Genomic DNA, 25,841 nt, shown 5'->3' with positions numbered 1-25,841 from the left:
CAGCTTGGGAATGCTCGGGTATGAGGGCGTGGAGTTCCCTGCAGTTCATGGCTGGATGTGACCTTTTTGTATTCACGTTAGCCAATATGTTTGAAGGCGGATGGAATGGACCGAAAGTGAGTTACGGTGAGCTAGGGGTGAGTTAAGCTTAAATTCAGAGGGGCGTATTGGTCATTAAAATATTGAAAATAATAATATAATTTAGATTCCAGTCCGTACGAATGGTAACGGCTGAAGAATTCAGGCGAATACTTGAGCGCGTCCTTACAAATACAGAGTCTTCTGGCTCACCCAGATTGAAGTCGTTCCCAAGATACATTGCCGAGCAGGAACTTGACGAGAACGGCGGGGCAATAAACTTCGATCGGGTTGAAGCCTGCAGTCTGAGGCGTGGCTTGGAGGGCTACTACAGTGGCGCGGACAGATTGGACGCTTTGCGCATAAGTGCGCAAACCGGGGGTGCACTTACAGCGAATGGCGGCAGCGTCACAAAACAAGAAAAACGCCCGCCAATTTGGCGGGCGTTCAAAATCTGAAAGCGATGCGATCCGAACTTAACGGCGGATGCCCAGCTTTTTGATCAGTTCCTGATAGCGCGCTTCTTCTTTGCCCTTCAGGTAGTCCAGCAGTTTACGGCGCTGGGCGACCATTTTCAGCAGACCGCGACGACCGTGGTTGTCTTTTTTGTGGGTCTTGAAGTGCTCGGTCAGGGTGTTGATGCGCGAGGTCAGGATGGCAACCTGGACTTCAGGCGAACCGGTGTCGCCCTCTTTGGTTGCGAATTCTTTCATGACGCGTGCTTTATCAGCGGCAGTAATCGACATCGGGGTCTCCTTTAAAGGTTAGAGTTGATGGCGCAGGCCGGGATGTCGTCCAGCACAGGCCCATGGAGAAAACCGCACCGATTCCGATGCAGATGCGCGCGTATAGGCGGATTTCATGCAAATGGCAAAGGGATTCTGTTGCGTTAGTAAAGCGCGCCAAGCTGGGACAGGTCCTGACCATTGATCAGCTGAATGTCATCCACCGTCAACCCGTCCGCCCCGAGCAGTTGGGCCACGTTCTGCCCGTCAACCAGGATGCGGGTCAGGTTTTCGTTTTCGGTATCGGTTTCAAGCTGGATGTCTGGGTCCTCTTCCCCCTCCCAAGAGATCAGCAGTTTGTCTTGTCCGGGTTCGAAGTCCATCACCTTGACCGGGGCGTCGCCGCTTTCGGGTGCCAACTGGATGCTGTCTGCGCCGTCGCCGCCGGTCACAACATCACCGCTATGTGCCTGGATCGTATCATCCCCAGCGCCGCCGTTCAGAAAGTCCACTGAGTCTTCGGTTTCGCCGTCATCCCCAGACAGAACGTCGTCACCGTCGCCCCCGAACACGACGTCCTCACCCGCACCACCTGTGAGGTGATCGTCGCCGTAGCCGCCGTGCAGTGCGTCGTCACCAGCACCACCGGTCAGCGTGTCGTTGTCCTGCCCGCCATAGAGCTCATCGTCGCCTTCGCCGCCATCCAACATGTCTGCGCCGAAATGGCCGTAAAGCCTGTCATCGCCTTCATCCCCGGTCAAAGTATCGCTGCCGCCTTCCCCGTGAAGAACGTCGTCACCACCGCCACCCGCGATGGTATCGGTGCCCTCTCCGCCGTGCAGGGTGTCATCGCCTTTGCCTCCAAGCACCGAGTCGTCACCGCCATATCCGTTGATCTGATCGTCGCCGTCCTGCCCGGTCAGCACATCCGTGCCGTCATCTCCGGCGATGATCAGATCCCCCTCAAACTCTGATATGATGGTGCCAGTCGAAGGCTCGGGGTCGTCGACGTTTTCGCCCACATCCAGGAAGTTGCCCTCCGACACCTCCGGCGGTTCATCCTCGATGATGTCATCCTCTTCCGGATCTTCATCAGAGTCGAACAGATCACCTACCGCAAAGGCTGCACCGCTCATCGCGGCGAGGCCAATCAATCCAGCCAGAAACATGATACCCCTCCGAGAGCAGATTTCTCCGAGAGTGAAATATCCCATGCGGTCAGTCAGTTGGTCAAAGCCAAGCTGGGTTTGTGGTTAACTTATGGTCACCAAGGTTCGGGCTGCTGTGTATAGGCGATGTAAAGAGGATGCTTGGGGTGACCGTCCTTGGTTAGGCCCAGATGAAACAGGGGCTGGCCAGTGCCGCGCAACAAGGTTTCCACCGCTGGGCCGCGTTCCAGATGCGCGCCGTGGGTGCCCCATGCCGCGATGATCTGATCGGCCCATGCGACGCCGTCCAGAATGGCCGCGTCATTCTCGGGACCCACAGGATCGTCAGCCGCGCGCATTTTCCGTGGGTCGGTGTCGCGCCAGGCAAAGATGTTGGTCACCTGAAAGGCCCCGAACCCCAAGGCCCGCGCCCGGCGTTCGCATCGTTCGACGGTGGGGTCGTTCTGAACCTCAGTCGCGGTCGAAGGGTTTAGCATTACGAACAACGCTTTGCGCCCGTCAGCGTCCCACACGCGGGTCAGGCTATAGCGATACATTTCGCAGTCGGAATAGATGGCGGTCGAGGGCGCGTCGCCCTTGGTGTGCGAACGGGTGATCATTCCAACCGCCTAGCACGCCACTCAATCAACGAACACCCGGCTCGGGTGCAATTCGCCGGATTTGTAGATGCCCACAGCCACAGCCTTGCCATCCAGCGAGGCCCAGGCCTCATCCCCGTATTCGACATCCGAGGCCAAAACCATACCAGGGTTGCCGTTGCGCAGGCGGGTGGCGCCTTCGGGGGTGCATTTCAGCTCGGGCAGGTCAGCGAGGCCGGTTTCCAGCGGATGCAGATAGTCGTCCAGCGCAGTTGTCTTGGCCATCTCGTCGATCTGTTCGATGGACAGCCCGTCTTCGACCTCGAACGGGCCGGACCAGATTCGGCGCAGCTCTTTGACGTGGCCGTGGCACCCCAGCGCCGCGCCCAGATCGCGGGCGATTGAGCGAACATAGCCGCCTTTGCCGCAGGTCATTTCCAAAACGACATGATCTTCGTCGGGACGGTCGAGCAAAATCAGTTCTTCGACCCATAGCGGACGTGCAGCCAGTTCCACATCCTCGCCATCGCGGGCCAGCTTATAGGCGCGTTGTCCGTCGATCTTCACGGCCGAGAACTTGGGCGGCACCTGCATGATATCACCCAGAAACGGGGCCAGCGCCTGTTTGATATCCTCATCCGAGGGGCGCGCATCGCTGCTCGCAACCACTTCGCCCTCGGCGTCGTCAGTATTGGTGGCCTGACCCAGTCGTACGGTGAAAGTGTAGGCTTTCAAAGCATCGGTGATGTAAGGAACGGTTTTGGTCGCCTCACCCAAAGCCACGGCCAGAACGCCGGTCGCCTCGGGGTCAAGCGTGCCCGCATGGCCGGCTTTCTTGGCGTCCATCGCCCAACGCACTTTGTTGACCACCGACGTAGAAGTCATGCCTGCTGGCTTATCCACCACCAGCCAACCGGAAATGTCGCGGCCCTTGCGTTTGCGTCCCATATCACACCTAGAATCTTGCCGAGGCGCGCGAGTTAGCGGATCACTCTGCCCCTGTCAATTTCAGGGTGCATCTTCGACCACGCCAACGATCGGCCCCAACGAGAATCCGACATCGGACCGGTTGTTCGCCCGGTCATACATGCGAGAGATATTGCCGTCGAAGAACAGAGCATTCGGCGTTTCCAGCACATCGCGAAACAGGCTGCCGAATTCGTGGAAGGTGACGTAGTCCTCGGAAATTGCGAACACGGCGCGGGTGCCGTCATCGCTGGTGCCCACCCCGTTGCGCACATAGCGCGACGTCGAATCGAGCAGAAAACGCGGGTGCAATTCGCCATCAATGACCAGCATCGGGCCAGATTGCGTGGCAAACCGGCAGCTGGGCGCCTGATCGACATAGTCCAGTGTTTCGAACACATCGGCGCGGCCTTCGCGGATGCAAAATACCCCGTTCGGCAGCAAACCGAAATTGCCCGGACCCGCATTGGGGATCACGCGCATCTGCTCCTGACCGCCTTCGACATAATGCCCGACGGGCGAGCGGTCGTCGTGATACATGCCTGCATTCATCGCGAACGCCAGGCGTTTGCCTTGCGGGGCCAGAGCCTCGTTCACCGAAGAGAAATGCCCCAGCACATCGCCGTTTTCGTCATTCAGGAATAAACGCAGCTCTTCGCCCGCGGCATCCACCTCGCAGATGGTGTACCGCTTGTCCTCATGGGTCAGCTTTTCACAGGTGACCGCAGAGGCTTGCGCCGCCCAGAGGACCGCGCCCAGAGTGACAATTGCGCGGATCACTCGTCCAAATCGCGGCGCACCGCGTCCTGTTCGAACATGCGGCGGGTGTCGTCGAGACGATCAAACGTGTCATCCAGACGGAACCGAAGATCGGGCGAGAATTTCAGGCCGACCTTCTTGCCGACCATGCGCCGCAGCTCACCCTTATTGCGGGCGAGCAGTTCGATCACATCCTCCTGCCCTTTGCCGCCTAAGGGCAGCACATAGGCAGTGGCGATCTTCAGATCGGGCGAGGTGCGCACCTCGCCCACGGTGATCGACATACGGTTCAGGTCGGGGTCGTGGACATCTCCGCGCGCCAGAACCTCGGACAGTGTGCGACGGATCAGTTCGCCGACACGCAGCTGTCTTTGGGACGGGCCGGGGCCATCGTGAAATTTGTTCTTTGCCATATCCCCGATCTAAGCCCAAAGCAGGGCTTTGCCAAGCGGGCGTGAACGGGGTAGGAGGCTTTGAGCCGACCAACGCGAAAGGACCAGCGCAATGACCCATATTCCGGGGATCGTCATCACAGGGGCTTCGGGCCGTATGGGGCAGATGCTGATCAAGACCGTGACCGACAGCGATCAGGCCCGTCTGGTCGGCGTGGTTGAACGCGCGGGCCATGACTGGATCGGTCAGGATGTTGGCACGGCAATGGGTGGCCAGCCGCTGGGCGTCACCGTGACCGACGACCCGCTTGAGGCGTTTGCGCAGGCGCAGGCGGTGATCGACTTCACCGCGCCCGAGGCAACGCTGGAGTTTGCCGCTCTGGCCGCGCAGGCGCGTTGTGTCCATGTGATCGGCACCACCGGCATGACGGATGAGCAGATCGCGGCGCTCGAGCCTGCGTCTCGCCATGCGGTGATCGTGCGGGCCGGGAATATGAGCCTCGGCGTTAATCTGCTGGTGCAACTGACCAAAAAGGTCGCCGCTGCGCTGGACGAAGACTTCGACATCGAAGTGATCGAAGGCCACCACCACCATAAGGTCGACGCGCCCTCGGGCACAGCGCTGATGCTGGGCGAGGCCGCCGCCGAGGGGCGGGGTGTCAATCTGGCGGACGTGGCGGATCGCGGTCGCGATGGCATTACCGGAGCCCGCAAGCGCGGCGATATCGGCTTTCACGCCATTCGCGGCGGCGACATTGTTGGCGAACATGACGTCCTTTTCGCCGCGCCGGGCGAGCGCATCGTGTTGCGCCATCTGGCCACCGATCGGGCAATCTTTGCCCGTGGCGCGCTGAAGGCGGCGATTTGGGGGCAGGGGAAAGACCCAGGCCAATACGACATGGTGGATGTGCTGGGGCTTTAAGCGTCTTTAGCGGAAGGCGGCAAGACCGGGCGGCTCAGCGCCCTCGTCCTCGATCCGGGAAAACAGTGCGCCTAGCCGCTGATCCCAGGTCGGGTATTGACCCGTCCGCGCGTAAGTCAGGCGTTCGGCCCCTATGGAAATGCCAAGGGGTGCGGCCTGCCCGCCAATCACAACCTCGCCGATTTCGGTCCAGTTGTCCGACGGTGGGTATGCGGTGGGGGCCGCTTCATCCGTACCACCCAGCCGATAGTAGACGCCCATCGTCACAAGGTACTCATCCCCAAACGGGTCGGGGAAGAAAAAGCCCGAGGCATCGCGCGCCGCCAATGCCTCGGCCTTATCGCGCAGCAGCACCTTTTCGGTGAATGGTAAGCCCAACGCGTCCAGCACAGGGCGCATGTCATCGGCTTGCGGCACAGTGACAAAGGCAATGCGGGACGGGTCCAGGCCAAAGCTCTGAGTCAGAACTTGCATCATCAGCCGGGTCGTGGCCTCCCCGTCAGCATCGGCAGGATGACAGCCCACCTCGTGAAACAGAGGCAACACGTCGGCACGTGATTTTTCGTCAACATCCGCGACGCGCGCCAGCGGCTGAATCACATATTCTCCCGAAGGCAGAGCGGACTGATCGAAGTCGTGCCGCAACCCGCCATTATAGTCGTCGACCCCCGAGGCCAGCGAGAGGGGCTCAGCCTCAATAAAGCCAAGCTCGGAGAATGCGGTTCTCAGTTGATTGATCGTATTCGCGAATTCCTGTTCGAACGTGTCATTCTGGTCAGCGGCCGCAGCCCCGACGCGCGGAAGCAAGGTTCCGACCGTTGCCGCAGTTCCAAGCTGAACCACTCGACGCCTATTCAATCCCATCAGAGGCCTCCCCTTTAAACTGGACAGTGTCGAGCGTATCACAGATGTGGCCGCCAACGGTTAAGGGATTGTGAAAACGCGCGGCACCGGCGTGTTGCCCAGCCCTTCAGAGGTCCTTGATTTTGTCGGCCCGGAGCGGGCAGGCAAGGTAAACTCCGAATTCCTTGCCGATATCTGCGCTGACACGGGCGTGGACCTTGCCTTGCCGGTCGAGGAACCGCTGATTGTCTTCGACCGGGAAAATCCCCTCATGCCAAATGCCGGGATGGATATAGAGTCCGCGTGACCCATCGCACCAGAACGCGACCACTTTGTCCGGGGTGAGGTTGTCCCCGGGCAGGGCGGCAGGAACGACGAAAGGTTTGTTGTCCAGCGGCAAGAACATCTGACCTCCATCCGGATGATAATTCATGTGCCATAGCAGCACCTGATCCCGCGGCGCGGTTTGCCGCACCGTCTGCGCCTGCTGCGGGTCCGCAGACCAGCCGAGCACATAGTGACCCTTCACCGCTTCGTTCTCACCGTAGAGGACATCGCCCTGCCAGTTGCATTCGAAAGTGCCCTCGACCCAGCCACCCTCGTCGCCGGTTCCTTCGTCAATCGGTCGCCAGCCCTGTTGGGGCCAGCGCACGATTTCGATCTCGAAGGTATCGGGATCGTCTACCAGACAGCCATAGCCCTTGACCGACTCGTCCGTTGCCCGGATCAGCGGGACCTCGTGCCACGGCAGAGACGGCTTGCTACTGGCCTCAAAGATATACTCCGGTGCGGTCATGCGGCCCCCAGATGCCTGTCGACCATGCGCTGAACCATCGGTGCGAAATGGGCGAAATCCGGTGTTTCCATATCGGGGCGCTTGCCGGCCTCATCCAGATACCGGACCTGAATGATCTCTTTCAGGTTCGGGTTGGCCTCGAATTCGGCGACCTCATCGGCGCTCATGGGGCCGCCCTGTAGTTCCAGGGTATGAACCGAAGCAGCAGAGAGCCGGTTGAAATACTCGGGTTTGGTGGCGCAGAGGTACCGCTTGGCCGCCACGTGATACCGGCAACAATCGGTTATGACCGATGGGAAGAACTGTTCCAGCACCTCCGCGCCCGCGTCTTCATGGTGACGATCTTCGGTATCGTCGGGATGGTAGGTGCCGAACTCAGATGTGAAATGGCCGATGTCATGCAGCAGCGCGCCGACGATGATTTCCTCGGGCTGGCCGTTCTGTTCGGCGATGGTCGCGCCTTGGAGCATGTGTTCGGCCATGGTGACAGGTTCGCCCAGGTACTCTTCGCCGCCCCGGCGGTCGAAAATATCGCCGATGAAGGCCACGATATTGTCCCGGTTCAGGGTCGAGAAATCGGGTTTCATTCCGCCGCCTCCGGCTGTGTCATCTCCATCGCCGCTAATGTGGACAGCAGACCGTCCTTGTCGGCGTAACATCCCTGCAACCACCGCGAACCCGCGCCGGAATATCCCAGACGCGCGTGCAAGACGCGGGTGTTGTCGACAATGAAGCTCTCGCCCGGTTCAAGCTTGAACGACACGCCCATGGCCGGGTCGTCGATGATCTCACCCAATTGGCGATAGGCGGCATAATATGCCTCCATCTTGTCAAACGGGATATCGACCAGTGGCGCGGTCGAGCGGTTGTTGAAACGGATGCCGATCAGCTCCCCGTCCGGTGACAGTTCGATCATCGGGCGGCGCGCGCGCAGGCAGACCCCGTCCGAGCCTTTGTATTCGAACCGCGCAGGATAGCCTGCCAGCAGGGCAAACCCATCCGGGTTCTGTTCGCGCAGTTTTTCGGCAGCACGGAAGCCATCGACGACAATGGAGTCACCGCCCTCGGCACTGTTTTCGAGGCAGTATAGAATTTGCAACGTCGGAACCGGATCGCGATAGGGGTTGTCCGTATGCGCCTGCAGACCAAGGCCGGTATAGGCGAGGTTGGTTGGGTTCACCTCGGTGCGAACTTCGAAATAGGGGCCATAGTTGGTCTCGCGGATGTAACCGAACAGATCGGCCACCTTTAGCAGCGATTCCGGTTCGGTCGGCCCGCCAGTGAGTTTGGCGAAACCGTACTCGGCCACTGCCGCCAACCAATTGCGCTTGGCGGTCGGAGAAGCATGCACCTTGTCCCAATCGCCGCTGGGCGCGTCGATCCCGCGTTCCCAGGTGGTGATGCCGGGGGCGGTCCGCCCGGTGGCAAGACTATGGTCGCGGTCATAGCTGTGGTCGGCCAGCCAATTGGCGGGGAAGGTGACGGTTTTGCCTTCGGGTTGGAAAGTAACGGTCAAGTCACCGTTGCTGACCTCGGCGGCGCTGACCGAAATGTCTGAAGGGATATCACCGATGGTGATCAGACGTTGGCCGTTGCCGGGCGCGCGGGTTTCAGGGTCCAGCGCGTTGTCGCGCAGCCAGATGGCGTGGAAACGGGCCGTGGTGCCGGTTTCGAATTCAACGGTCACGACCGAGGCGTCGTGAGTGGCGGTGCGCAGCATGGGGGTCTCCTGTTCAGCGCGGCTTTGGTTGAGCAGATACGCCCCTTATGGCATTACCACAATTAATCCTTCTTTCTGCTGAGGCTTGGAAAAACTTATGGCTAAGAAAAAGATCGGGTTGCCGCCTTTAGACTGGCTGCGGGTGTTCGAAGCGGCGGGGCGTCTGGGCGGTTTTTCGGCGGCTGCCCGGGAATTCGGGCTGACGCAGGCTGCGGTCAGCCAGCGGATTGGCAATCTTGAGGCCTGGCTGGGGCGGACGTTGTTTGTACGTGAGGCACGAGGCGTGTCGCTGACCGTCGAAGGCGAAAGCTATCTGCCACTGGTGCAGGACAGCCTGCAGGCGTTGGAGCGCAACACCGAGGATCTGTTCGGAAAATCTCCGCGTGAATTGCGCGTAGCCGGGTTGTCGTCGAATATCCATGCACTGGTGGTGCCAAGCCTTGTCCGGTTTCAGGAGAGACGGCCAAAAGTGCGTGTGATGACGGATTCTGTGGCGCGTCGGTCATCGTTGGATGAAGAGCGCACGTGGCTGCAGATCCGCTACGGTCGTGGGGCTTGGCCGGGGCGCGATTCCGAATTGATCGCGCCCGAAGTGCTCGTGCCTATGGCGGCCCCGGGCGTGGAATGGGGTGCGCCTTTGATTGATCTGCGCGGAGAGCGCCCGGGTTGGCGGGATTGGGCGCGGAAGTCGAGTCAGGGCGATGTGACGACGTCGAACATCAGCTTTGATTCAATGGAACATGCACTTTCAGCCGCGCGGCAAGGCATGGGCGTGGCATTGGGGTCGGTCGCTTTGGCAAAGGCGGATTTGCAGGCGGGCCGCTTGCGCAGGTTGAACCTGCCCGAGTTGAAAACCAAAGATGGGTATTGGCTGACCTGGCCCGAGGATCGGGCAAAGTCCAAAAAACAGCGCGCACTGATCGCGGATTTTCTTGACGCGCTGCGGGGATGAGCAATCAGAAGTCGATCGCGATGCCCTTTTTCTCCCAATCCCCGTAGCGGGCCGGATCGGGACCGTCGCGCCCGCCCAATTCCTTGGGTATCTTCTTGGCCTCAGCTTCCGCCTTTTTGCGGCGCTCTTCCGCCTCGGCCAACGCGCGTTGGGCGGCAGGGGGCAGGTCGTTGCGGTCATCACTCATGACATCGGGTTCCTTTCCGTGCACGGGCTTGATATACGCCCCCGTCCGCATTTGGCAATGTGGATGAGGGTTTCATCAAAGGCGGTTCCATGTCCGACAACGCAACAGCGGCGCGACGCAGCGCGATCTTTCTGCTGGATCAGATTCTGGGGGAGGGGCGGCTGTTGTCCGAATGTCTGGCTGCTGGTGCGCTGGATCGGCTGGGGCCAGAGGATCGCGCGCGGGCGCAACGCCTGACGCTTGAAACTCTGCGCGGGCTCGAGCGTGCGGATCGTCTGCTGGACAATCACCTAAACCGGACACCGGCGCTGACCGTTCACAACGCCCTGCGTCTTGGAGCGGTTGAGCTATGCAACGGTGAAGCCGCGCATGGGGTGGTGAACTCGATGGTCGAGATTGTGGGCCGGTCGCGCAAACACGGACGGCTCAAAGGGCTGGTCAACGCGGTTCTGCGCAAAGTGGCCGCCGAAGGTCCCGAGGCTTGGCCCAAAATGCGGGTTCCGCGTTTGCCGGACTGGCTGCGCGAGCCACTGATCATGGCATGGGGTGCAAAGGCTGTTGCAGGCATGGAGCAGGCGCAGTTTTCAGGTGCGCCGCTTGATATCTCTCTGAAACCCGGTGCAACCGGCCCCGGAGAGGTTTTGCCAACCGGATCGTTGCGGATTCAGGATGCGGGGCAGGTCTCGGCCCTGCCAGGGTTTAAATCGGGCGACTGGTGGGTACAGGACGCCGCCGCCGCGTTGCCGGTGCGTGTACTGGCTCCGCAGCCCGGTGAAAAGATCCTAGACCTCTGCGCGGCACCGGGTGGCAAGACGCTGCAACTGGCTGCTGCCGGAGCCGATGTCACCGCGCTGGATGTGTCCGAGAACCGCTTGGAACGGGTGCGTGAGAACCTTCAGCGCACCGGGTTGAAGGCGACCGTGATTGCTGGGGATGCGCTGGAACATCAAGGACAATACGACGCCATCCTGCTGGACGCGCCTTGCTCGGCCACAGGTACGATCCGTCGCCACCCGGACCTGCCCTTTGCCAAGGACGGTTCGGAATTCGGTGGGCTGATTGAGTTACAGGCCCAAATGCTGGAACATGCCTGGACGTTGCTAAAGCCCGGCGGGCGGCTGGTCTATTGCACCTGCTCGTTGCTGCCGGATGAGGGTGAGGTGCAGGTGGAAGAGGCTTTGGATCAATATCCAAACATGGCAGTGGATCGCGGCGCGCTGGAAATCGAAGGGGTCGAACCGGGCTGGTTGACCGAAGAGGGCGGCCTGCGCCTGCGGCCCGATTACTGGCCTGACCGCGGCGGAATGGACGGGTTCTACATCGCCTGCCTGAACAAATCGACGTAATGACACGCTTTTCGATGACTTGACGATCGCCCCGGTCTATCGTTGGGTCTCAGGCGCCAGCAGAGCGCAAGGGGCAGAGTAACGAGCGTCATGTCAAAGACGGATTCCATGACCAATCGGTGGACACGGTTTCAGAACCGTCTCTACGCGCGGCTCAGCCAGCGGCGCAAAGCGGTCTCGGGATTTGTTGGTGAGCCGGAACCGCGCACGGTAGGCTCCTTTGCCCGCGGACGTCAGCTGGTTGCAGGGAATCTGTTGTTTGCGGGCTATCTGGTCGAGGCGCAGGATACCGAGTTATGGGATGTGGCTGCCCCCAGCACCGGTTTCGACAATGAGCGTCACGGCTTTGCCTGGTTGGATGATCTGGCCGCCGTGGGTGATATGCGCGCCCGGGAAAAGGCTCAGCGATGGGTTTGGGGCTGGATCAAGGTTCATGGCCGGGGGCAGGGGCCGGGCTGGGCCCCGGATCTGACGGGACGGCGTGTGATCCGCTGGATCAACCACGCCATGTTCCTTTTGCGCGGCATGCACGACACGCAACGCAAGATCTTCTTCCGCGCCTTGGCGCAGCAGACATGGTTTCTGTCCAAACGCTGGAAGGCGGCAACGCCGGGCCTGCCCCGGTTCGAGGCGTTGGCCGGTCTTGTACAGGCTGGGCTGGCGCTGGAGGGGTTGGAAAAAATGGCCGATCCCGCATTGCGGGCCTTGGCGCGTGAATGCGACGGCCAGATTGATGCTCAGGGCGGTATCCCAACCCGAAACCCGGAAGAATTGCTTGAGGTTTTTACACTGCTGTCCTGGACGTCGGCTGCGCTCAGCGAGTTGGGACGGGGCACGCCCGGGGCGCAGGCGAACGCCATCAAACGCATGGCCCCCACCTTGCGCAGCCTGCGCCATTCGGACGGGGCGCTTGCCCGGTTCCATGGCGGCGGGCGCGGGGTTGAGGGGCGTCTGGACCAGGCCCTTGCCCAAAGCGGGGTGAGACCGCAGCACGCCTCGGGGTTGTCCATGGGGTTTGCGCGCCTTTACGCCGCGCGGACCAGTGTGATCGTGGATGCCAGCCCGCCACCCAAAGGGGCGGCGTCGTTCAATGCCCATGCTTCGACGCTTGCGTTCGAGCTGTCATCGGGCCGCAGGCCCCTGATCGTGAATTGCGGCTCGGGCGAAAGCTTTGGGATGGAATGGCGGCGCGCGGGCCGCGCCACGCCGTCACATTCGACGCTGTGCCTCGACGGGTACTCCAGCGCTCGGTTGGCCGATCCTACCCCCGGCAGCGAACGTGAGGCCTTGGTGGATGCGCCGCACGAGGTCCCGGTCGACTTTGAAGACGCTATCGAAGGCACACGGTTCATGGCCGGGCACGATGGATACACCAAGGTCTTTGGTCTGACCCATGCCCGCACGTTCGAACTGCGCTTTGACGGGCGCGAATTGGCGTGTGAGGACATTCTGCTGACCGCCACCGACAAGGCAAAACGGCAATTTGACAAGGCGCTGGACGCCTCGGGCCTCAAGGGTATCGGGTTTGATATCCGGTTTCACCTGCATCCGGATGTGGATGCGGCGCTGGATCTGGGCGGCGCGGCGGTGTCGATGGCTCTCAAAAGCGGTGAGATTTGGGTTTTCCGCCATGATGGCGTAGGAAAATTATCTGTCGAACCAAGCGTTTACCTTGAAAAAGGCCGTTTAAAGCCACGCGCGACAAAACAGATCGTTCTATCCGGGCGCGCAATGGAGTATGCGACCCGCACCCGGTGGACGTTGAGCAAGGCACAGGATACCGCCTATGCCGTACGCGATCTGCACCGGGACGAGCCCGAGTTTGACTGACGCCAAAAGGACCTTTGGACCCATGACCGATCTTCACCCCGTGCGCCGCGCGTTGCTTTCCGTTTCCGACAAGACCGGGCTGATCGAGCTGGGCAAGGCATTGGCCGAGCGTGGGGTCGAGCTGCTCTCGACCGGGGGCACCGCCAAGGCGCTGCGCGATGCAGGGCTGGAGGTTAAGGACGTCAGCGAGATCACCGGCTTCCCCGAGATGATGGATGGCCGTGTCAAAACCCTGCACCCGATGGTGCATGGCGGCCTGTTGGCTTTGCGCGACAACGACACTCATGTGGCGGCGATGGAGGAGCATGGTATTGGCGCGATCGACCTGCTGGTGGTGAACCTCTACCCGTTCGAGGCGACCGTGGCCAAAGGCGCGGGCTATGATGAATGCATCGAGAATATCGATATCGGCGGTCCGGCGATGATCCGTGCGGCGTCCAAGAACCATGCCTTCGTGAACGTGGTTGTGGATGTCGAGGACTACACGTCTCTGCTGGATCAGCTGGAAGAAAATTACGGCAAGACATCCTATGGCTTCCGCCAGTGGCTGGCGCAAAAAGCGTATGCTAGGACGGCTGCGTACGACACCGCAGTCTCCAACTGGATGGCCGATGCACTGCAACTTGAGGCACCCAAGCGCCGCGCCTTTGCCGGTGAGTTGAAACAGACCCTGCGCTATGGCGAGAACAGCCACCAGCAGGCGGCATTCTATACCGACGGCACCAACCGCCCGGGCGTCGCGACTGCCGTGCAGCATCAGGGCAAAGAACTGAGCTACAACAACATCAACGACACGGATGCCGCCTTTGAGTTGGTGGCCGAATTCGATCCGGCGCAAGGCGCGGCCTGTGCCATCATCAAACATGCCAACCCCTGCGGAGTGGCCACGGGCACGACCCTGATTGAGGCGTACAAAGCTGCGTTCGATTGCGACCGCACCTCGGCCTTTGGGGGGATCGTGGCATTGAACCAACCGCTCGACGCCGAAACCGCGCAGGAAATCACTGGGATTTTCACCGAAGTTGTGATTGCGCCCGGTGCATCGGATGAGGCCAAGGCGATCTTCGCCGCCAAAAAGAACCTGCGCCTTCTGACCACCGAAGGCCTGCCGGATGTGACCGCAGGTGGCAAAACTGTACGTCAGGTCGCCGGTGGTCTGCTGGTTCAGGATAAGGACAATGGCTTTGTCGGCATGGATGACCTGAAAGTGGTCACCAAAAAGGCCCCGACCGAGGAGCAGATGCGCGACCTGCTGTTTGCGTGGAAAGTGGCCAAGCACGTCAAGTCCAATGCCATCGTCTACGTCAAGGACGGCGCGACCGTCGGTGTGGGTGCGGGTCAGATGAGCCGTGTGGACTCGGCCCTGATTGCCGCCAAAAAAGCCGAACGCATGGCGGATGCGCTGGGCTTGGCCCAACCGCTGACCATTGGCTCAGCCGTAGCTTCGGATGCGTTCTTCCCCTTCCCCGACGGCTTGATGGAAGCTGCCGAGGCTGGCGCGACCTGCGTCATCCAGCCGGGTGGCTCGATGCGGGATGACGAGGTGATCGCGGCGGCGGACGAGGCCGGTCTGGCGATGGTCTTCACTGGCATGCGCCACTTCCGTCACTGATGCGCATGCGCCTTCTTCTCTGGGCCGCTGTGGCCGCGTTTTTGATCGACCAGATCAGCAAGTATCTGGTCGTTCACGTGATGCGCGTGGCCGAGGGGCATATCGAAGTGTTGCCGCCGCTGCTGGTTTTCAAATACGGCGAGAATCGGGGCATCAATTTCGGCCTCTTTCAGGGCAATTCCGACGCTGCGCGCTGGATTCTGATCGGTGTGTCGCTGGCAATCTCGGTCGGCGTGCTGATCTGGTTGATGCGCACAGCGCCATCAAAGCTGATGCTGGTTTGTGGTGGCCTGCTGATCGGGGGCGCACTTGGTAACGTGTTGGATCGCGTATTGTACGGCTTTGTTCTGGACTTCCTGAACATGTCCTGTTGCGGCATCAACAATCCTTTCGTGTTCAATCTCGCCGATGTGTTTATCTTCGCCGGAGCGATCGGGCTGGTTTTGTTCGAGGGCAAAAAGGCCTCGTGACGCGCCATTTGAAATGCGATAAAAGCGCCTGAAACAGGCTGGAGACTCTGATGCGGCTGCCGCGTTCCATTTTTGCTGTGACATTGGCCTTTGCTGCTGCGGGCTGTTCCGATATTGGCCTGCGCCATCTTCAGGCACCGGGGCCGGGACCGGATGAATTCTCTGTCCTGCCGGTCAAGCCGCTGACTCAGCCAAAGGATTACGCGTTCCTGCCTGCGCCGACGCCCGGTGGCGGCAACCTGACGGATCCAAATCCAAAGGCCGAGGCGGTCGCAGCCCTTGGTGGTAACGCAGCGGCGTTGAATCCGAACACGGCCATTCCGTCCACCGATGCAGCACTTGTGACCGCGACCAGCCGTTATGGCGTTCCGGCCAATGCACGTCAGGTGGTTAACGCCGAAGATGCTGAGTTCCGTAGAAAGCAATCGCGCTTGACGCGTCTGCGCCTGTTCAATGTAGACCGTTACTCGCAGGTTTACCGCCGCGAGACGCTGAATCCAGACGCCCAGAACGAAGCGGCCCGCCGCGCCGGGATCGAAACTCCGTCGTCGCCGCCGGTTAATGAATAATCTTTAACTTTTCGTCATCGGGCTTGAACCCGCGCGGCGTCACCGTAGTTTGAACACGATAGATCAAACGGAGGACGCCCCATGGTTCGGGCCCTTGCCCTTTCGGCTGCCCTGATGGCCGCGACCCCTCTTGCCGCAAGCGAGGGGCATGAAGCGGTGACAACCTTTACGCTGGATAACGGCATGGATGTCGTCGTGATCGAGGATCACCGCGCACCGGTCGTGCAGCACATGGTCTGGTATCGCGCGGGATCCGCGGATGAGCCCGTGGGATCATCGGGTGTGGCCCATTTCCTGGAGCATCTGCTGTTCAAAGGCACCGATACGCTGGCACCGGGCGAATTTTCTGCCACCGTTGCAGCGAATGGCGGCAACGACAACGCGTTCACGTCCTACGACTATACCGCCTATTTCCAGCGTGTTGCCGCAGACCGCCTGGAACTGATGATGCGGATGGAGGCAGACCGGATGCGCAACATCCGTCTGACCGACGAGGACATCGCCACAGAACGCGACGTGATCCTGGAGGAGCGAAACCAGCGCACCGACAACAGCCCTCGTGCCCTGTTCAGCGAGCAGATGAGCGCGGCACAATACCTGAACCATCGCTACGGCGTCCCGATCATCGGCTGGCGGCACGAGATGGAGACGCTGGACATGGAGGACGCGCTGTCCTTCTACCAGACCCATTACGCGCCCAATAATGCCATTTTGGTTGTGACCGGCGATGTCGAACCGGACGACGTAAAGGCCTTGGCCGAGGAGTACTATGGCGTTATCCCGGCCAACCCGGACTTGCCCGAACGGTTCCGCTCGCAGGAACCGCCCCAAACTGCGGAACGACGCCTGACGTTCAAGGATGCGCGCGTGTCGCAGCCTTATGTTCAGCGCAGCTATCTGGCGCCAGAACGCGATCCGGGAGAGCAGGAAAAGGCCGCTGCACTGTTTCTGTTGGCTGAGCTTCTGGGCGGCAGCACCACGTCTTATCTGAACGAAAAGCTACAGTTCGAGCAGCAAAAGGCCGTCTATGCCGGGGCGTTCTATCGCGGCGTCTCATTGGATGACACAACCTTCGATCTGCTGGTGGTTCCTGCGCAAGGGGTGTCTCTGCAAGAGGCTGAAGATGCGATGGATCAAGCCGTGGCCGATTTCATCGCCGAAGGTGTGAACGAAGAAGACCTGGACCGGATCAAGATGCAGTTGCGAGCCGCGCAAACCTATGCGCGTGACAATGTGGACGGGATCGGCAACCGCTATGGTCGGGCCCTGACCAGCGGTTTGACCGTCGAGGATGTGCAGGCGTGGCCCGAAATTCTACAGGCCGTGACCGGCGACGAGATCATCGCCGCAGCCCGCGAAGTGATACAGCCCGAGACGTCGGTAACCGGATGGCTGATGCGTGACGATGAGGTGACGCAATGAAACGGATTTTTGCTACTCTGATCGCCTTTGTGATCGCTCTGCCCGCCTGGGCCGAGATCGAAATCAAAGAGGTCACCTCGCCCGGTGGAATCAAAGCCTGGCTGGTCGAGGATCATTCGATCCCCTTCACAGCGCTGGAACTGCGCTTTCGCGGGGGCACCTCGCTGGATGATCCGGACAAACGCGGCGCTGTTTATCTGATGAGCGGTCTGATCGAGGAAGGCGCAGGCGAGATGGATGCCCGCACCTATGCGCGCGAGCTGGAGTCGCTGGCCGCGTCCTTCCGGTACAACGCCACTGACGACACGGTGTCGATCTCGGCGCAGTTTCTGACCGAAAACCGGGATCAGGTGATCGACCTGTTGCGCACCACAATTCACGAACCGCGATTTGATCAGGACGCGGTAGAGCGGGTAAAGGCGCAGGTGCTGTCGGGCCTGAAATCGGACCAGACCGACCCGAATGACATCGCAGGCCGTAACTTTGCGCGGATGGCGTATGGCGAACACCCGTACGGTTCGGAAGGAAAGGGGACGATCGAAAGCGTGTCAGCCCTGACCCGCGATGACGTGGTCACTGCGTATGACGATGTCTTTGCCAAGGACCGCATGTATGTCGGTGCAGTCGGTGACATCACCGCTGACGAACTTGGTGCATTGCTGGACAAGCTGCTGGCTGATCTGCCTGAAACCGCCAAAGCGATTCCCGAACGTGCGGACGTAAACATCCCTGGCGGCGTCAGCGTGGTCGAGTTCGATACACCTCAATCGGTTGCTTTGTTTGGTCATGCGGGCATTGACCGTGATGATCCAGATTTCTTTGCGGCCTTTATCTTGAACCACATCCTGGGTGGTGGCGGTTTTGAAAGCCGTCTGATGCAGGAAGTGCGTGAAAAACGTGGCCTGACCTATGGAATCGCGACCTACCTTGTGCCCAAGGATCTGGCTTCGGTCTATCTGGGATCGGTCTCATCCAGCAATGACCGCATCGCCGAGGCGGTTGAGGTCATCCGGGACGAATGGGCGCGTGCAGCGTCCGAAGGCGTGACGCAGGAAGAGCTGGATGATGCCAAGACCTATCTGACCGGCGCATATCCGTTGCGGTTCGATGGCAATGGCCGGATAGCGGGGATCATGGTCGGAATGCAGATGGAAGACCTGCCCATCGACTATATCGCCACCCGCAACGACAAGGTGAACGCGGTGACGCTGGAAGAGGTCAACCGCGTGGCCCGCGAGTTGCTCGATCCAGAAGGGCTGCATTTCACCATCGTTGGAAAACCCGAGGGTCTGGACGGTTAAACCCGTTCAGGCCGCGGCGGGCTGCTTGTGGGCCCGCAGGGTGTGTTTGTTACTGCTCAGCAGCTTTTGCCGCGCATGACGGAAGTGCGCGGCCTTCAGTGCATCGTCGATATGCCGGTTGCGCCGGAGCAGGCGCGACAATTGGATGTTGTCGAACACAAGGCATGTGGTGGGTTCTGTGGCGATCACCGTGGCTGTAGCCGGCAGCCCAAGGCCAAATGTCAGCTCTCCTAGTATCTCATCTGACCCGCAGGAATTGATGACCTGACCGTTCTTCAAAATAGTTGTCTGCCCGTTCAGGACATAGCCCAGGAAATCAGTGATCTTGCCCTCTTCGATCAGAATATCTCCGGTTTTGTGTTCGCGAATGGATGCCGTATTCAGCAACCGGCGCGCCTGATGCGGTTTCAGAGACTCCAAATGGTGCGAGATAAACTGGCGCTCTGGCTGAGTGAAACGAACCAGGTGGCGCGAAAGGTAGCCGCGCAGCAAACCGATGACCGAAATCGCGATATAGGCCATCTGGATGATTGCCCCAGCCAGATTGAACTCTTCCGCCATACTGATCATCACGCAACCTGCGGCGATGATCACCAGAACGGGGTACAGCACCCCGTTGCCCCGAATAACACCGATCTGCAGCAGAAAGTAGTTCAGGATATAAAGCCCGGCACCAAACACACCGATCATTGTCACCAGTTGAACGGCTTCGGGAATATCGAATGGTAAATTCAGCATGTTTGGCCCACCCGTGTTTCGGATGAGCCTTACGCTGCGTCAACAAAGCAAAGCTGTATATGAACAGCTTCACAGCTTATTCGCCGTTATGAGCGTGCTTTCGCCTGTGCGCGCAACATCTGACCCATCATTTGACCAAACTTGCCCGACCCGCGCTGATACAGCGCACCGTCCACGGCCATAACCGTGCCGCTGATGTAGCTGGCCAGATCCGAACTGAGGAACAGGCACGCGTTTGCCACGTCCTGCGGCTGTCCCCAGCGACCCAAAGGCACATCCTTTCGCAGCTCTTCATGGGCGTTTTCGGTCGGGGCCAGCCGTTTGGCCCCTTCGGTGCCTTCGATGAAACCGGGCACGACCGAGTTCACGCGAATGCCCTCGACACCCCATTCCATCGACAGAGACCGGGTAATCTGATCCACACCGGCTTTGGCAGCACAGACATGCGACTGACCTTCGTAGGGCAAATAGGATTGCGGGGCAGAGATGTTGATGATGCTGGCGCCCGGACGTTTGAGGAAGGGATAGGCCCCTTTCATCACGTGGACCGTGCCCATCAGGTCGATGTCCACCACGGTCTTGAATGCGTTCACGGACATCTCTGACATCAGCGCAGGGAAATTGCCCGCCGCGCCTGATACCAGCACATCGAAATCACCAAACGCGTCGTGGAACTGTTTCAAGCCAGCCGCGACCGCCTCGGGGTCGCGGACGTCAAAGGATGCACCGATAGCGTCCTGTGCGCCGGCTTCTTTCAGCGCCGCGACTGTGTCATCCACCTTATCCTGCGACCGGCTGGCCACGGCCAGTTTGGCACCCGAAGCCGCAAAGGCCTCGGCAATGCCGCGATTGATGCCACTGGTGCCGCCAATGACGATGACGGTTTTGTTTGCAAAATCCATAAGGGCCTCTCTAGTTATTCTCTGCTGATCTAGCGTGATTATCTCGGCCTACCGCATTCCGTGATTCTTCAAGCATCGGAAGGATATGGGTTTCGAAATTCGCTAACAGAAAAATCATCACGGCTACGGAGATAGCCAGCGAGATAACAACAAGACGAGCAAGTGATGTCCGTGCGTTCTTCCCCGCTGGCAATACCAAATCGAATACTCCGGTCGCAGGAGCGCTACTCGCCGTAGGGCACCCAGATGTTCTTCACTTCGGTCGCAGCCTGCAGGAAGCGACGCGAATGGTCCACGCCCCAATCAATTGCCGTCGCGTTATTCACCCAGGTCCGTTTCAGGTTCCCGGCCGAGACGGCCTCGATCTCTTTCGACAGGTCCGTGGACGAGAACGACCAGACCGCATCGACGTTCAGGTGCGAGGCCAGCGGTTTCGCCAGTTCCGAATGGCTGCCGGTCAGGATGTTGACCACACCGGCGGGCACGTCAGAGGTCTCAAGGATCTGATAGAAATCCGTCGCGGCCAGCGGATAAGGCTCCGAAGCCACCAGAACCGTCCGGTTGCCCATCGCAATTGCCGGAGCCATCGCCGAAACCAAGCCAAGCAGAGGGGCTTCGTCGGCGCAGAGCGCTCCGATGACACCAACGGACTCCTTCATGGCAATCGCAACGCCGCGGATCGGGACGCCGTGTACCTGACCGTCATACTTGTCGGCCCAGGCAGCGGCCGTGAACAGGCGCTGGATCGAGGCTTCAACCTCCTTCGCGCCGTCCTTCTTGCCTGTCATGGCGTCGATGCGGGCCGCGAATTCATCAGCACGGGCCGACAGGTTTTCACCGATGTAGTACAGGATTTGCGCACGCAGATGGCCAGTGGTCTTGGACCAGCCCTTGGCACCCGCCGCAGCCTCAACCGCGTTGCGCACGTCCTTACGGTTGCCAAGGCCCACATGGCCCAGCAGCCCGGACTTGCCCCACACAGGTTTCGAATAACCACCATCGGGGCGTGCCTGCTTGCCGCCGACATACATCTTGGCGGTGCGGTCAATCGGGTCGACCGGAGTACCCTCGCCCATGATCGCTTCAACCTTCGCCAGTGGCTTGGCTTTGCCCTTAGGCTTCGTGTAGGCCGCCAGACCTTCCCAACCGCCTTCACGGCCAAAGCCGCTTTCACGCACACCGCCGAATCCGGCGGCGGCGTCAAACAGGTTGGTGGCATTCACCCAGACCACGCCGGCAACCAGCTTGGGCGCGATATCCAGCGCGAGGTTCACGTTCTCGGTCCACACAGTCGCTGCCAGCCCGTAGCGAGTATTGTTGGCCAGCTCGACCGCCTCTTCCGGTGTGCGGAAGGTGGACGACACCAGCACCGGGCCAAAGATCTCTTCCTGCATCAGCGGGTCGGATGTTTCGAGGCCAGAGATCAGCGTCGGCGGATAGTAACAGCCATTCGCGGGCAGATCGCACGCGGCCTGATGCACGTGACCAACCGTATTGCTTTCGACCATGCCCTTGATTGTCTGCAACTGGACAGGGTCCACAACGGCACCCACGTCGATGCATTTATCCAATGGATCGCCAATACGCAGTTTGTCCATCCGGGCGCGCAGTTTGTCATAGAAACGATCCGCGATGCCTTCCTGCACCAACAGGCGCGAACCCGCACAGCAGACCTGGCCCTGATTGAACCAGATCGCGTCAACCAAGCCTTCGATGGCGCTGTCGATATCGGCATCGTCAAAAACGATATAGGCGGACTTCCCACCCAGCTCCAAGGTCAGTTCCTTGCCCGAACCGGCGGTTGCCTCACGGATGCGCCGCCCAACGACGGTCGAGCCGGTAAAGGCGATCTTGTCCACATCCGCGTTCACGATCATCTCGCCGACGGCACCGTCGCCCGTGACGATGTTGACCACACCTTTCGGTAGCCCGGCTTGCGAGCAGATGTCGGCAAACAGCAGCGCGGTCAGCGAGGTGTACTCGGCCGGTTTCAGGACCACCGTGTTGCCCATTGCTATCGCTGGGGCCACCTTCCAAGCCAGCATCAGCAGCGGGAAATTCCACGGGATGATCTGGCCGCAAACGCCCAGCGCCTCAGCATCGGGCAGCTCGCTTTCCATCAGCTGCGCCATGCCCGCGTGGTAGTAGAAGTGCCGCTGCACCAGCGGAATGTCGATGTCGCGCGATTCACGGATCGGCTTGCCGTTGTCGAGGCTCTCGAGCACGGCAAACAGACGCGAATGTTTCTGCAGCAGCCGCGCGATGGCATAGAGGTACCGCGCCCGGCCCGCGCCGCCCAGCTTCTCCCATTTCGGTTGCGCCTTGCGGGCGACGGCAACGGCAGCATCCACATCGCCCTGTTTCGCCTGCGTCAGCTTGGCCAGAACCTCTCCGGTCGCCGGATTACGGCTTTCGAAGCCTTTGCCGGGTTTGGTGAACGCCCCATCGATATAGTGACCGAACTTGTCACCCTGATCGACCAGCCAGGCCAGAGCCTCAGCAGCGCTTTCCGGGGCGGGGCCATAGTCCATGGTTTCGAAAATCTCTTTGACTGTCATAGCTTCATCTTTTCTCAAATACTCACTGTCCAGACTTCAACGCGGGCTCAGCCCATCGAATGCCTGTATCCAGCCGAGTATGCCCCGGTGACATAGTGTTCCAACTGTCGCTCGATATCGCCCAGCAGCGACGATGCGCCAAAGCGGAACAGGTCCGGTTCCAGCCAGCGGTCGCCTAGCTCATCTTTGATCAGCGACAGATAAACCAGCGCGTCCTTGGCCTTGGAAATCCCTCCCGCAGGCTTGTAGCCCACGCGGTACCCGGTGCGGTCATAGTAGTCGCGAATAGCGCGGATCATTACCAGCGAAACGGGCAGGGTCGCGTTGACGCTTTCCTTCCCGGTCGAGGTCTTGATGAAATCCGCACCCGCCATCATGCAGACCAGCGATGCGCGTGCGACGTTGCGCAGGCTGCCCAGTTCTCCGGTGGCGAGGATGGCTTTGACATGCGCATCGCCGCAGGCGACACGGAAGGCCTTCATCTCTTCATACAAAGCCTGCCAGTCGCCCGACAGAACATGACGGCGCGAGATGACGATATCGATCTCTTCGGCCCCGGCTTTTACGCTTTCTTCGATCTCGGCCACGCGCAGGTGGAAGGGGGAAAGGCCTGCCGGGAAACCCGTCGACACGGCAGCCACTGGAATGCCTGTGCCATGCAGCGCGTCCACGGCTGTTTCGATCATGTCGTGATAGACACAAACGGCCCCGGTGGTGATTGGCGGCATATCCAACGCTTGCAGGACTGCAGGGGCCACGGGTTGCCGCGCCTTGGCGCTCAGGCGGCGCACACGACCAACCGTGTCATCGCCCGACAGGGTGGTCAGGTCGATCATCGTGATCGCCTTCAGCAACCAAGCAGCCTGATAGTCCTTTTTCACCGACCGACGACCGGGCAGGGTCGCGGCGCGGCGCTCGATCGCCGAGGTATTGGCCTGCACGGCGCGCACCCAGTCCAGGTCCAGATCCATGCCAGGGTTTCTGGGCTCGGTCACTTGTGGCAGATGCGCCGTGCGCACTGGGCTTTCTGAGCTCTGCGTATCCATCTTCACATCCTTTGGGAGGTTTGCGTCAAATTCGCACGGCTTGCGACCAAATGGAAGGCGTGCGAAGTGCGTTATCGGAATTTTTTTGACCAAATGGACAAAATTAGCAGTTTTTTGCGAATAATTCGCAATAGCATTGACTAAGTTGCGAATGGTTCTCATATTCATTCTTAAGAGGTCGCCACCATGAGGTCTGAAATGATTCGCCGTCAATTCATTGCTGCTATGGCATTTGTCGTGGCTACGCCGTTTGCGGCCTGGGCCGAAGCGCCGCTGAAGATTGTGGCGACGACGGGCATGATCGCGGACGCTGCGCGTCAGGTTGGCGGCGATCAGGTGGACGTGAAGGGGCTGATGGGGCCAGGTGTTGACCCGCATGCATATCGCCAGACCCGCAGTGACATAGTGGCAATGACACGCGCAGACCTGATCCTGTGGAACGGGCTGTACCTGGAAGCGCAAATGGAAGAGTTCTTCCACGACCTTGCCCGAAAGCGGTCCGTCGTGGCAGTGGCCGAGGGATTGGATAAATCCCAACTGCGCGCGCATGACGATTACGCCGACAAATACGATCCGCACGTCTGGATGAGCCCGGCGCTGTGGCGCGACGTAGTGGTTGAGGTGCAGAACGCTCTGACCCAGGCACGCCCCGAGGCGGCCGATGTCTTTGCGGCCAATGCGGCGGCCCATCTGGCCGAGATTGACGCGCTGAAGGCCTATGCCGATCAGGCGCTGGCCGCCGTTCCCGAAAACAACCGTGTTCTGGTGACCGCCCATGACGCGTTCGGCTATTTCGGTGCCGAACACGGCTATGAGGTTATGGGCATTCAAGGCATATCGACCCAGTCTGAGGCCGGGCTGAACCGGATCGGAGAGCTTGTGGATACGCTGGTCGACAAACAGCTAAAGGCGGTGTTCGTTGAAAGCTCGGTCTCGGACCGGTCCATGCGCGCCCTAGTCGAAGGGGCTGCGGCCAAAGGTCATGATGTCGCGATCGGGGGCGAGCTGTATTCCGACGCCATGGGAGAGCCAGGCACCTACGAGGGCACATATGTGGGCATGCTGGATCACAACATTACCGTCATCGCAGACGCGCTGGGTGCCGATGTGCCCGCGCGAGGCCTGAATGGCAAACTGTCTGCGGGGTTTTGAGTGATGCTTTCGCTGGCGGCTCATCAGGGTGTTTCGATTGCCGAACAGAACACTGAGGACAGGCCGCTGGCTATTCGTGGTCTGACCGTATCATACGGTCAGAAACCCGCTGTGTTTTCGGTGGACATGACCGTGCAACCCGGTGCGATGACTGCGATCATCGGGCCGAACGGGGCAGGGAAATCGACCCTTCTCAAAGCCGCTTTGGGTATCGTAAAGCCCTTGTCCGGGCAGGTTTCCGTATTCGGTGCACCGCTGGAAAAACAACGCGCCCGGATCGCGTATGTTCCGCAGCGCGCAAGCGTGGACTGGGATTTCCCGACACGTGTGATCGATGTCGTGCTGATGGGCCTGTCCCGTCAGTTGGGATTGCTGGGCCGCATCCGTGGCCGACACATGGCGCGCGCGATGGAGTGTCTGAACAGGGTTGGAATGCATGACTTTGCCAATCGACAGATCGGCCAGCTGTCCGGCGGTCAGCAACAGCGCGTGTTTCTTGCCCGCGCTCTGGCGCAGGACGCGGACCTGTACCTGTTGGACGAACCTTTTGCAGGCGTCGACGCGGCCACCGAAAAGGCGATCATTGGGGTGCTGAAATCGCTTAAACAGGATGGCAAGACGGTCGTGGTTGTTCATCATGATCTGGCCACCGTCACCGACTATTTCGATCATGTTTTCCTGATCAACACGCGCAAAGTTGCCGAAGGGCCCGTGGCCGACGCCTTTACCGCCGAGACCTTGCAGTCGGCGTATGGGGGGCGTCTGGCCACTGCGCAGATCGACCAAATCTCTCGCGCGCTGGGATAAT

26 protein-coding genes are annotated in these 25,841 nt (G+C 60.2%); 11 read left to right on the top strand and 15 right to left on the bottom strand.

What is annotated here, in order from left to right; all coding sequences use genetic code 11:
* Positions 1-554: 554 nt before the first annotated feature.
* From rpsO to rbfA, 6 genes are all read right to left on the bottom strand, one after another.
* On the bottom strand, positions 555-824 hold the full coding sequence (gene rpsO / locus J7416_RS08080) for a 30S ribosomal protein S15 (protein WP_209224207.1): 270 nt from the start codon (positions 822-824) through the stop codon (positions 555-557).
* Positions 825-967: 143 nt separating this feature from the next.
* On the bottom strand, positions 968-1,972 hold the full coding sequence (locus tag J7416_RS08075; RefSeq protein ID WP_209224206.1) for a calcium-binding protein: 1,005 nt from the start codon (positions 1,970-1,972) through the stop codon (positions 968-970).
* Between the two features lie 95 nt (positions 1,973-2,067).
* Entirely contained in the window at positions 2,068-2,571 is a 504-nt protein-coding gene (locus tag J7416_RS08070; RefSeq protein ID WP_209224205.1) for a DUF1643 domain-containing protein, read from the bottom strand.
* A 21-nt stretch (positions 2,572-2,592) separates the two neighbouring features.
* Positions 2,593-3,498, bottom strand: coding sequence for a tRNA pseudouridine(55) synthase TruB (truB, locus tag J7416_RS08065; protein WP_209224204.1), 906 nt, complete (start codon positions 3,496-3,498; stop codon positions 2,593-2,595).
* 60 nt (positions 3,499-3,558) lie between these two features.
* On the bottom strand, positions 3,559-4,296 hold the full coding sequence (locus J7416_RS08060; protein WP_209224203.1) for a phosphodiester glycosidase family protein: 738 nt from the start codon (positions 4,294-4,296) through the stop codon (positions 3,559-3,561).
* Positions 4,293-4,688 (bottom strand): 30S ribosome-binding factor RbfA, encoded by a 396-nt coding sequence (gene rbfA, locus J7416_RS08055; protein ID WP_010438628.1) that lies wholly within the window; start codon positions 4,686-4,688, stop codon positions 4,293-4,295. Before rbfA ends, J7416_RS08060 begins: the two co-directional genes overlap by 4 nt.
* 91 nt (positions 4,689-4,779) lie before the next feature.
* On the opposite strand from rbfA, the gene dapB reads away from it, so the two are divergent.
* Positions 4,780-5,589, top strand: a complete 810-nt coding sequence (gene dapB, locus J7416_RS08050) for a 4-hydroxy-tetrahydrodipicolinate reductase (protein ID WP_209224202.1) — start codon at positions 4,780-4,782, stop codon at positions 5,587-5,589.
* A gap of 6 nt (positions 5,590-5,595) precedes the next feature.
* Here dapB and J7416_RS08045 read toward each other — a convergent pair whose 3' ends face one another.
* The 4 genes from J7416_RS08045 to J7416_RS08030 form a co-directional block, all read right to left on the bottom strand.
* The gene (locus tag J7416_RS08045; protein WP_209224201.1) at positions 5,596-6,453 is read right to left on the bottom strand and encodes a hypothetical protein; all 858 of its coding nucleotides are present in this window, start codon (positions 6,451-6,453) and stop codon (positions 5,596-5,598) included.
* Positions 6,454-6,559: 106 nt separating this feature from the next.
* Complete coding sequence (locus J7416_RS08040) at positions 6,560-7,228, bottom strand: ureidoglycolate lyase (RefSeq protein ID WP_209224200.1); 669 nt, start codon at positions 7,226-7,228, stop codon at positions 6,560-6,562.
* A complete protein-coding gene (locus tag J7416_RS08035; RefSeq protein ID WP_209224199.1) occupies positions 7,225-7,815 on the bottom strand; it encodes an HD domain-containing protein in 591 nt (196 codons plus the stop codon). Before J7416_RS08035 ends, J7416_RS08040 begins: the two co-directional genes overlap by 4 nt.
* Positions 7,812-8,948: a gamma-butyrobetaine dioxygenase gene (locus J7416_RS08030; RefSeq protein WP_209224198.1), complete on the bottom strand. Its 1,137-nt coding sequence runs from the start codon at positions 8,946-8,948 to the stop codon at positions 7,812-7,814. The genes J7416_RS08035 and J7416_RS08030 overlap by 4 nt, the downstream gene beginning before the upstream one ends.
* Before the next feature lie 97 nt (positions 8,949-9,045).
* Between J7416_RS08030 and J7416_RS08025 the strand changes: the two genes are divergently transcribed.
* Positions 9,046-9,900 carry a LysR family transcriptional regulator gene (locus J7416_RS08025; RefSeq protein ID WP_209224197.1) on the top strand — a complete coding sequence of 285 codons (855 nt, stop codon included), beginning with the start codon at positions 9,046-9,048 and terminating at the stop codon, positions 9,898-9,900.
* A gap of 4 nt (positions 9,901-9,904) precedes the next feature.
* Here J7416_RS08025 and J7416_RS08020 read toward each other — a convergent pair whose 3' ends face one another.
* Entirely contained in the window at positions 9,905-10,087 is a 183-nt protein-coding gene (locus J7416_RS08020; protein WP_209224196.1) for a DUF1674 domain-containing protein, read from the bottom strand.
* 89 nt (positions 10,088-10,176) lie between these two features.
* On the opposite strand from J7416_RS08020, the gene J7416_RS08015 reads away from it, so the two are divergent.
* The 7 genes from J7416_RS08015 (at position 10,177) to J7416_RS07985 (ending at position 18,637) form a co-directional block, all read left to right on the top strand.
* Complete coding sequence (locus J7416_RS08015; RefSeq protein WP_209224195.1) at positions 10,177-11,433, top strand: transcription antitermination factor NusB; 1,257 nt, start codon at positions 10,177-10,179, stop codon at positions 11,431-11,433.
* Positions 11,434-11,523: 90 nt separating this feature from the next.
* Positions 11,524-13,263: a heparinase II/III family protein gene (locus J7416_RS08010; protein WP_209224194.1), complete on the top strand. Its 1,740-nt coding sequence runs from the start codon at positions 11,524-11,526 to the stop codon at positions 13,261-13,263.
* A 22-nt stretch (positions 13,264-13,285) separates the two neighbouring features.
* Complete coding sequence (gene purH, locus J7416_RS08005; RefSeq protein WP_209224193.1) at positions 13,286-14,875, top strand: bifunctional phosphoribosylaminoimidazolecarboxamide formyltransferase/IMP cyclohydrolase; 1,590 nt, start codon at positions 13,286-13,288, stop codon at positions 14,873-14,875.
* Positions 14,875-15,345 carry a signal peptidase II gene (gene lspA / locus J7416_RS08000; RefSeq protein ID WP_209224192.1) on the top strand — a complete coding sequence of 157 codons (471 nt, stop codon included), beginning with the start codon at positions 14,875-14,877 and terminating at the stop codon, positions 15,343-15,345. The genes purH and lspA overlap by 1 nt, the downstream gene beginning before the upstream one ends.
* A gap of 50 nt (positions 15,346-15,395) precedes the next feature.
* Positions 15,396-15,914, top strand: coding sequence for a DUF3035 domain-containing protein (locus tag J7416_RS07995; RefSeq protein ID WP_170425729.1), 519 nt, complete (start codon positions 15,396-15,398; stop codon positions 15,912-15,914).
* An 81-nt stretch (positions 15,915-15,995) separates the two neighbouring features.
* Positions 15,996-17,336, top strand: coding sequence for a pitrilysin family protein (locus J7416_RS07990; protein WP_209224191.1), 1,341 nt, complete (start codon positions 15,996-15,998; stop codon positions 17,334-17,336).
* Complete coding sequence (locus tag J7416_RS07985) at positions 17,333-18,637, top strand: pitrilysin family protein (protein ID WP_209224190.1); 1,305 nt, start codon at positions 17,333-17,335, stop codon at positions 18,635-18,637. The genes J7416_RS07990 and J7416_RS07985 overlap by 4 nt, the downstream gene beginning before the upstream one ends.
* 6 nt (positions 18,638-18,643) lie before the next feature.
* Here the strand turns inward: J7416_RS07985 and J7416_RS07980 are convergent, their stop codons facing one another.
* From J7416_RS07980 to deoC, 4 genes are all read right to left on the bottom strand, one after another.
* Positions 18,644-19,375, bottom strand: a complete 732-nt coding sequence (locus J7416_RS07980; protein ID WP_209224189.1) for a cyclic nucleotide-binding domain-containing protein — start codon at positions 19,373-19,375, stop codon at positions 18,644-18,646.
* 86 nt (positions 19,376-19,461) lie between these two features.
* A complete protein-coding gene (locus tag J7416_RS07975) occupies positions 19,462-20,277 on the bottom strand; it encodes an SDR family oxidoreductase (RefSeq protein ID WP_209224188.1) in 816 nt (271 codons plus the stop codon).
* Between the two features lie 224 nt (positions 20,278-20,501).
* Complete coding sequence (locus J7416_RS07970) at positions 20,502-22,835, bottom strand: aldehyde dehydrogenase family protein (protein WP_209224187.1); 2,334 nt, start codon at positions 22,833-22,835, stop codon at positions 20,502-20,504.
* A 47-nt stretch (positions 22,836-22,882) separates the two neighbouring features.
* The gene (deoC, locus tag J7416_RS07965; protein ID WP_209224186.1) at positions 22,883-23,881 is read right to left on the bottom strand and encodes a deoxyribose-phosphate aldolase; all 999 of its coding nucleotides are present in this window, start codon (positions 23,879-23,881) and stop codon (positions 22,883-22,885) included.
* 198 nt (positions 23,882-24,079) lie between these two features.
* Here deoC and J7416_RS07960 point away from each other — a divergent pair, with 198 nt between their 5' ends.
* Positions 24,080-25,033 (top strand): zinc ABC transporter substrate-binding protein, encoded by a 954-nt coding sequence (locus J7416_RS07960; protein WP_209224185.1) that lies wholly within the window; start codon positions 24,080-24,082, stop codon positions 25,031-25,033.
* Positions 25,034-25,036: 3 nt separating this feature from the next.
* The gene (locus J7416_RS07955; RefSeq protein WP_209224528.1) at positions 25,037-25,840 is read left to right on the top strand and encodes a metal ABC transporter ATP-binding protein; all 804 of its coding nucleotides are present in this window, start codon (positions 25,037-25,039) and stop codon (positions 25,838-25,840) included.
* Position 25,841: the final 1 nt, after the last annotated feature.

This window comes from Ruegeria sp. R14_0, assembly GCF_017743975.1.
Lineage (GTDB): Bacteria > Pseudomonadota > Alphaproteobacteria > Rhodobacterales > Rhodobacteraceae > Ruegeria.
The sequence above is the reverse complement of the archived record's forward strand: the minus strand, read 5'-3'. Positions and strand labels throughout refer to the sequence as shown.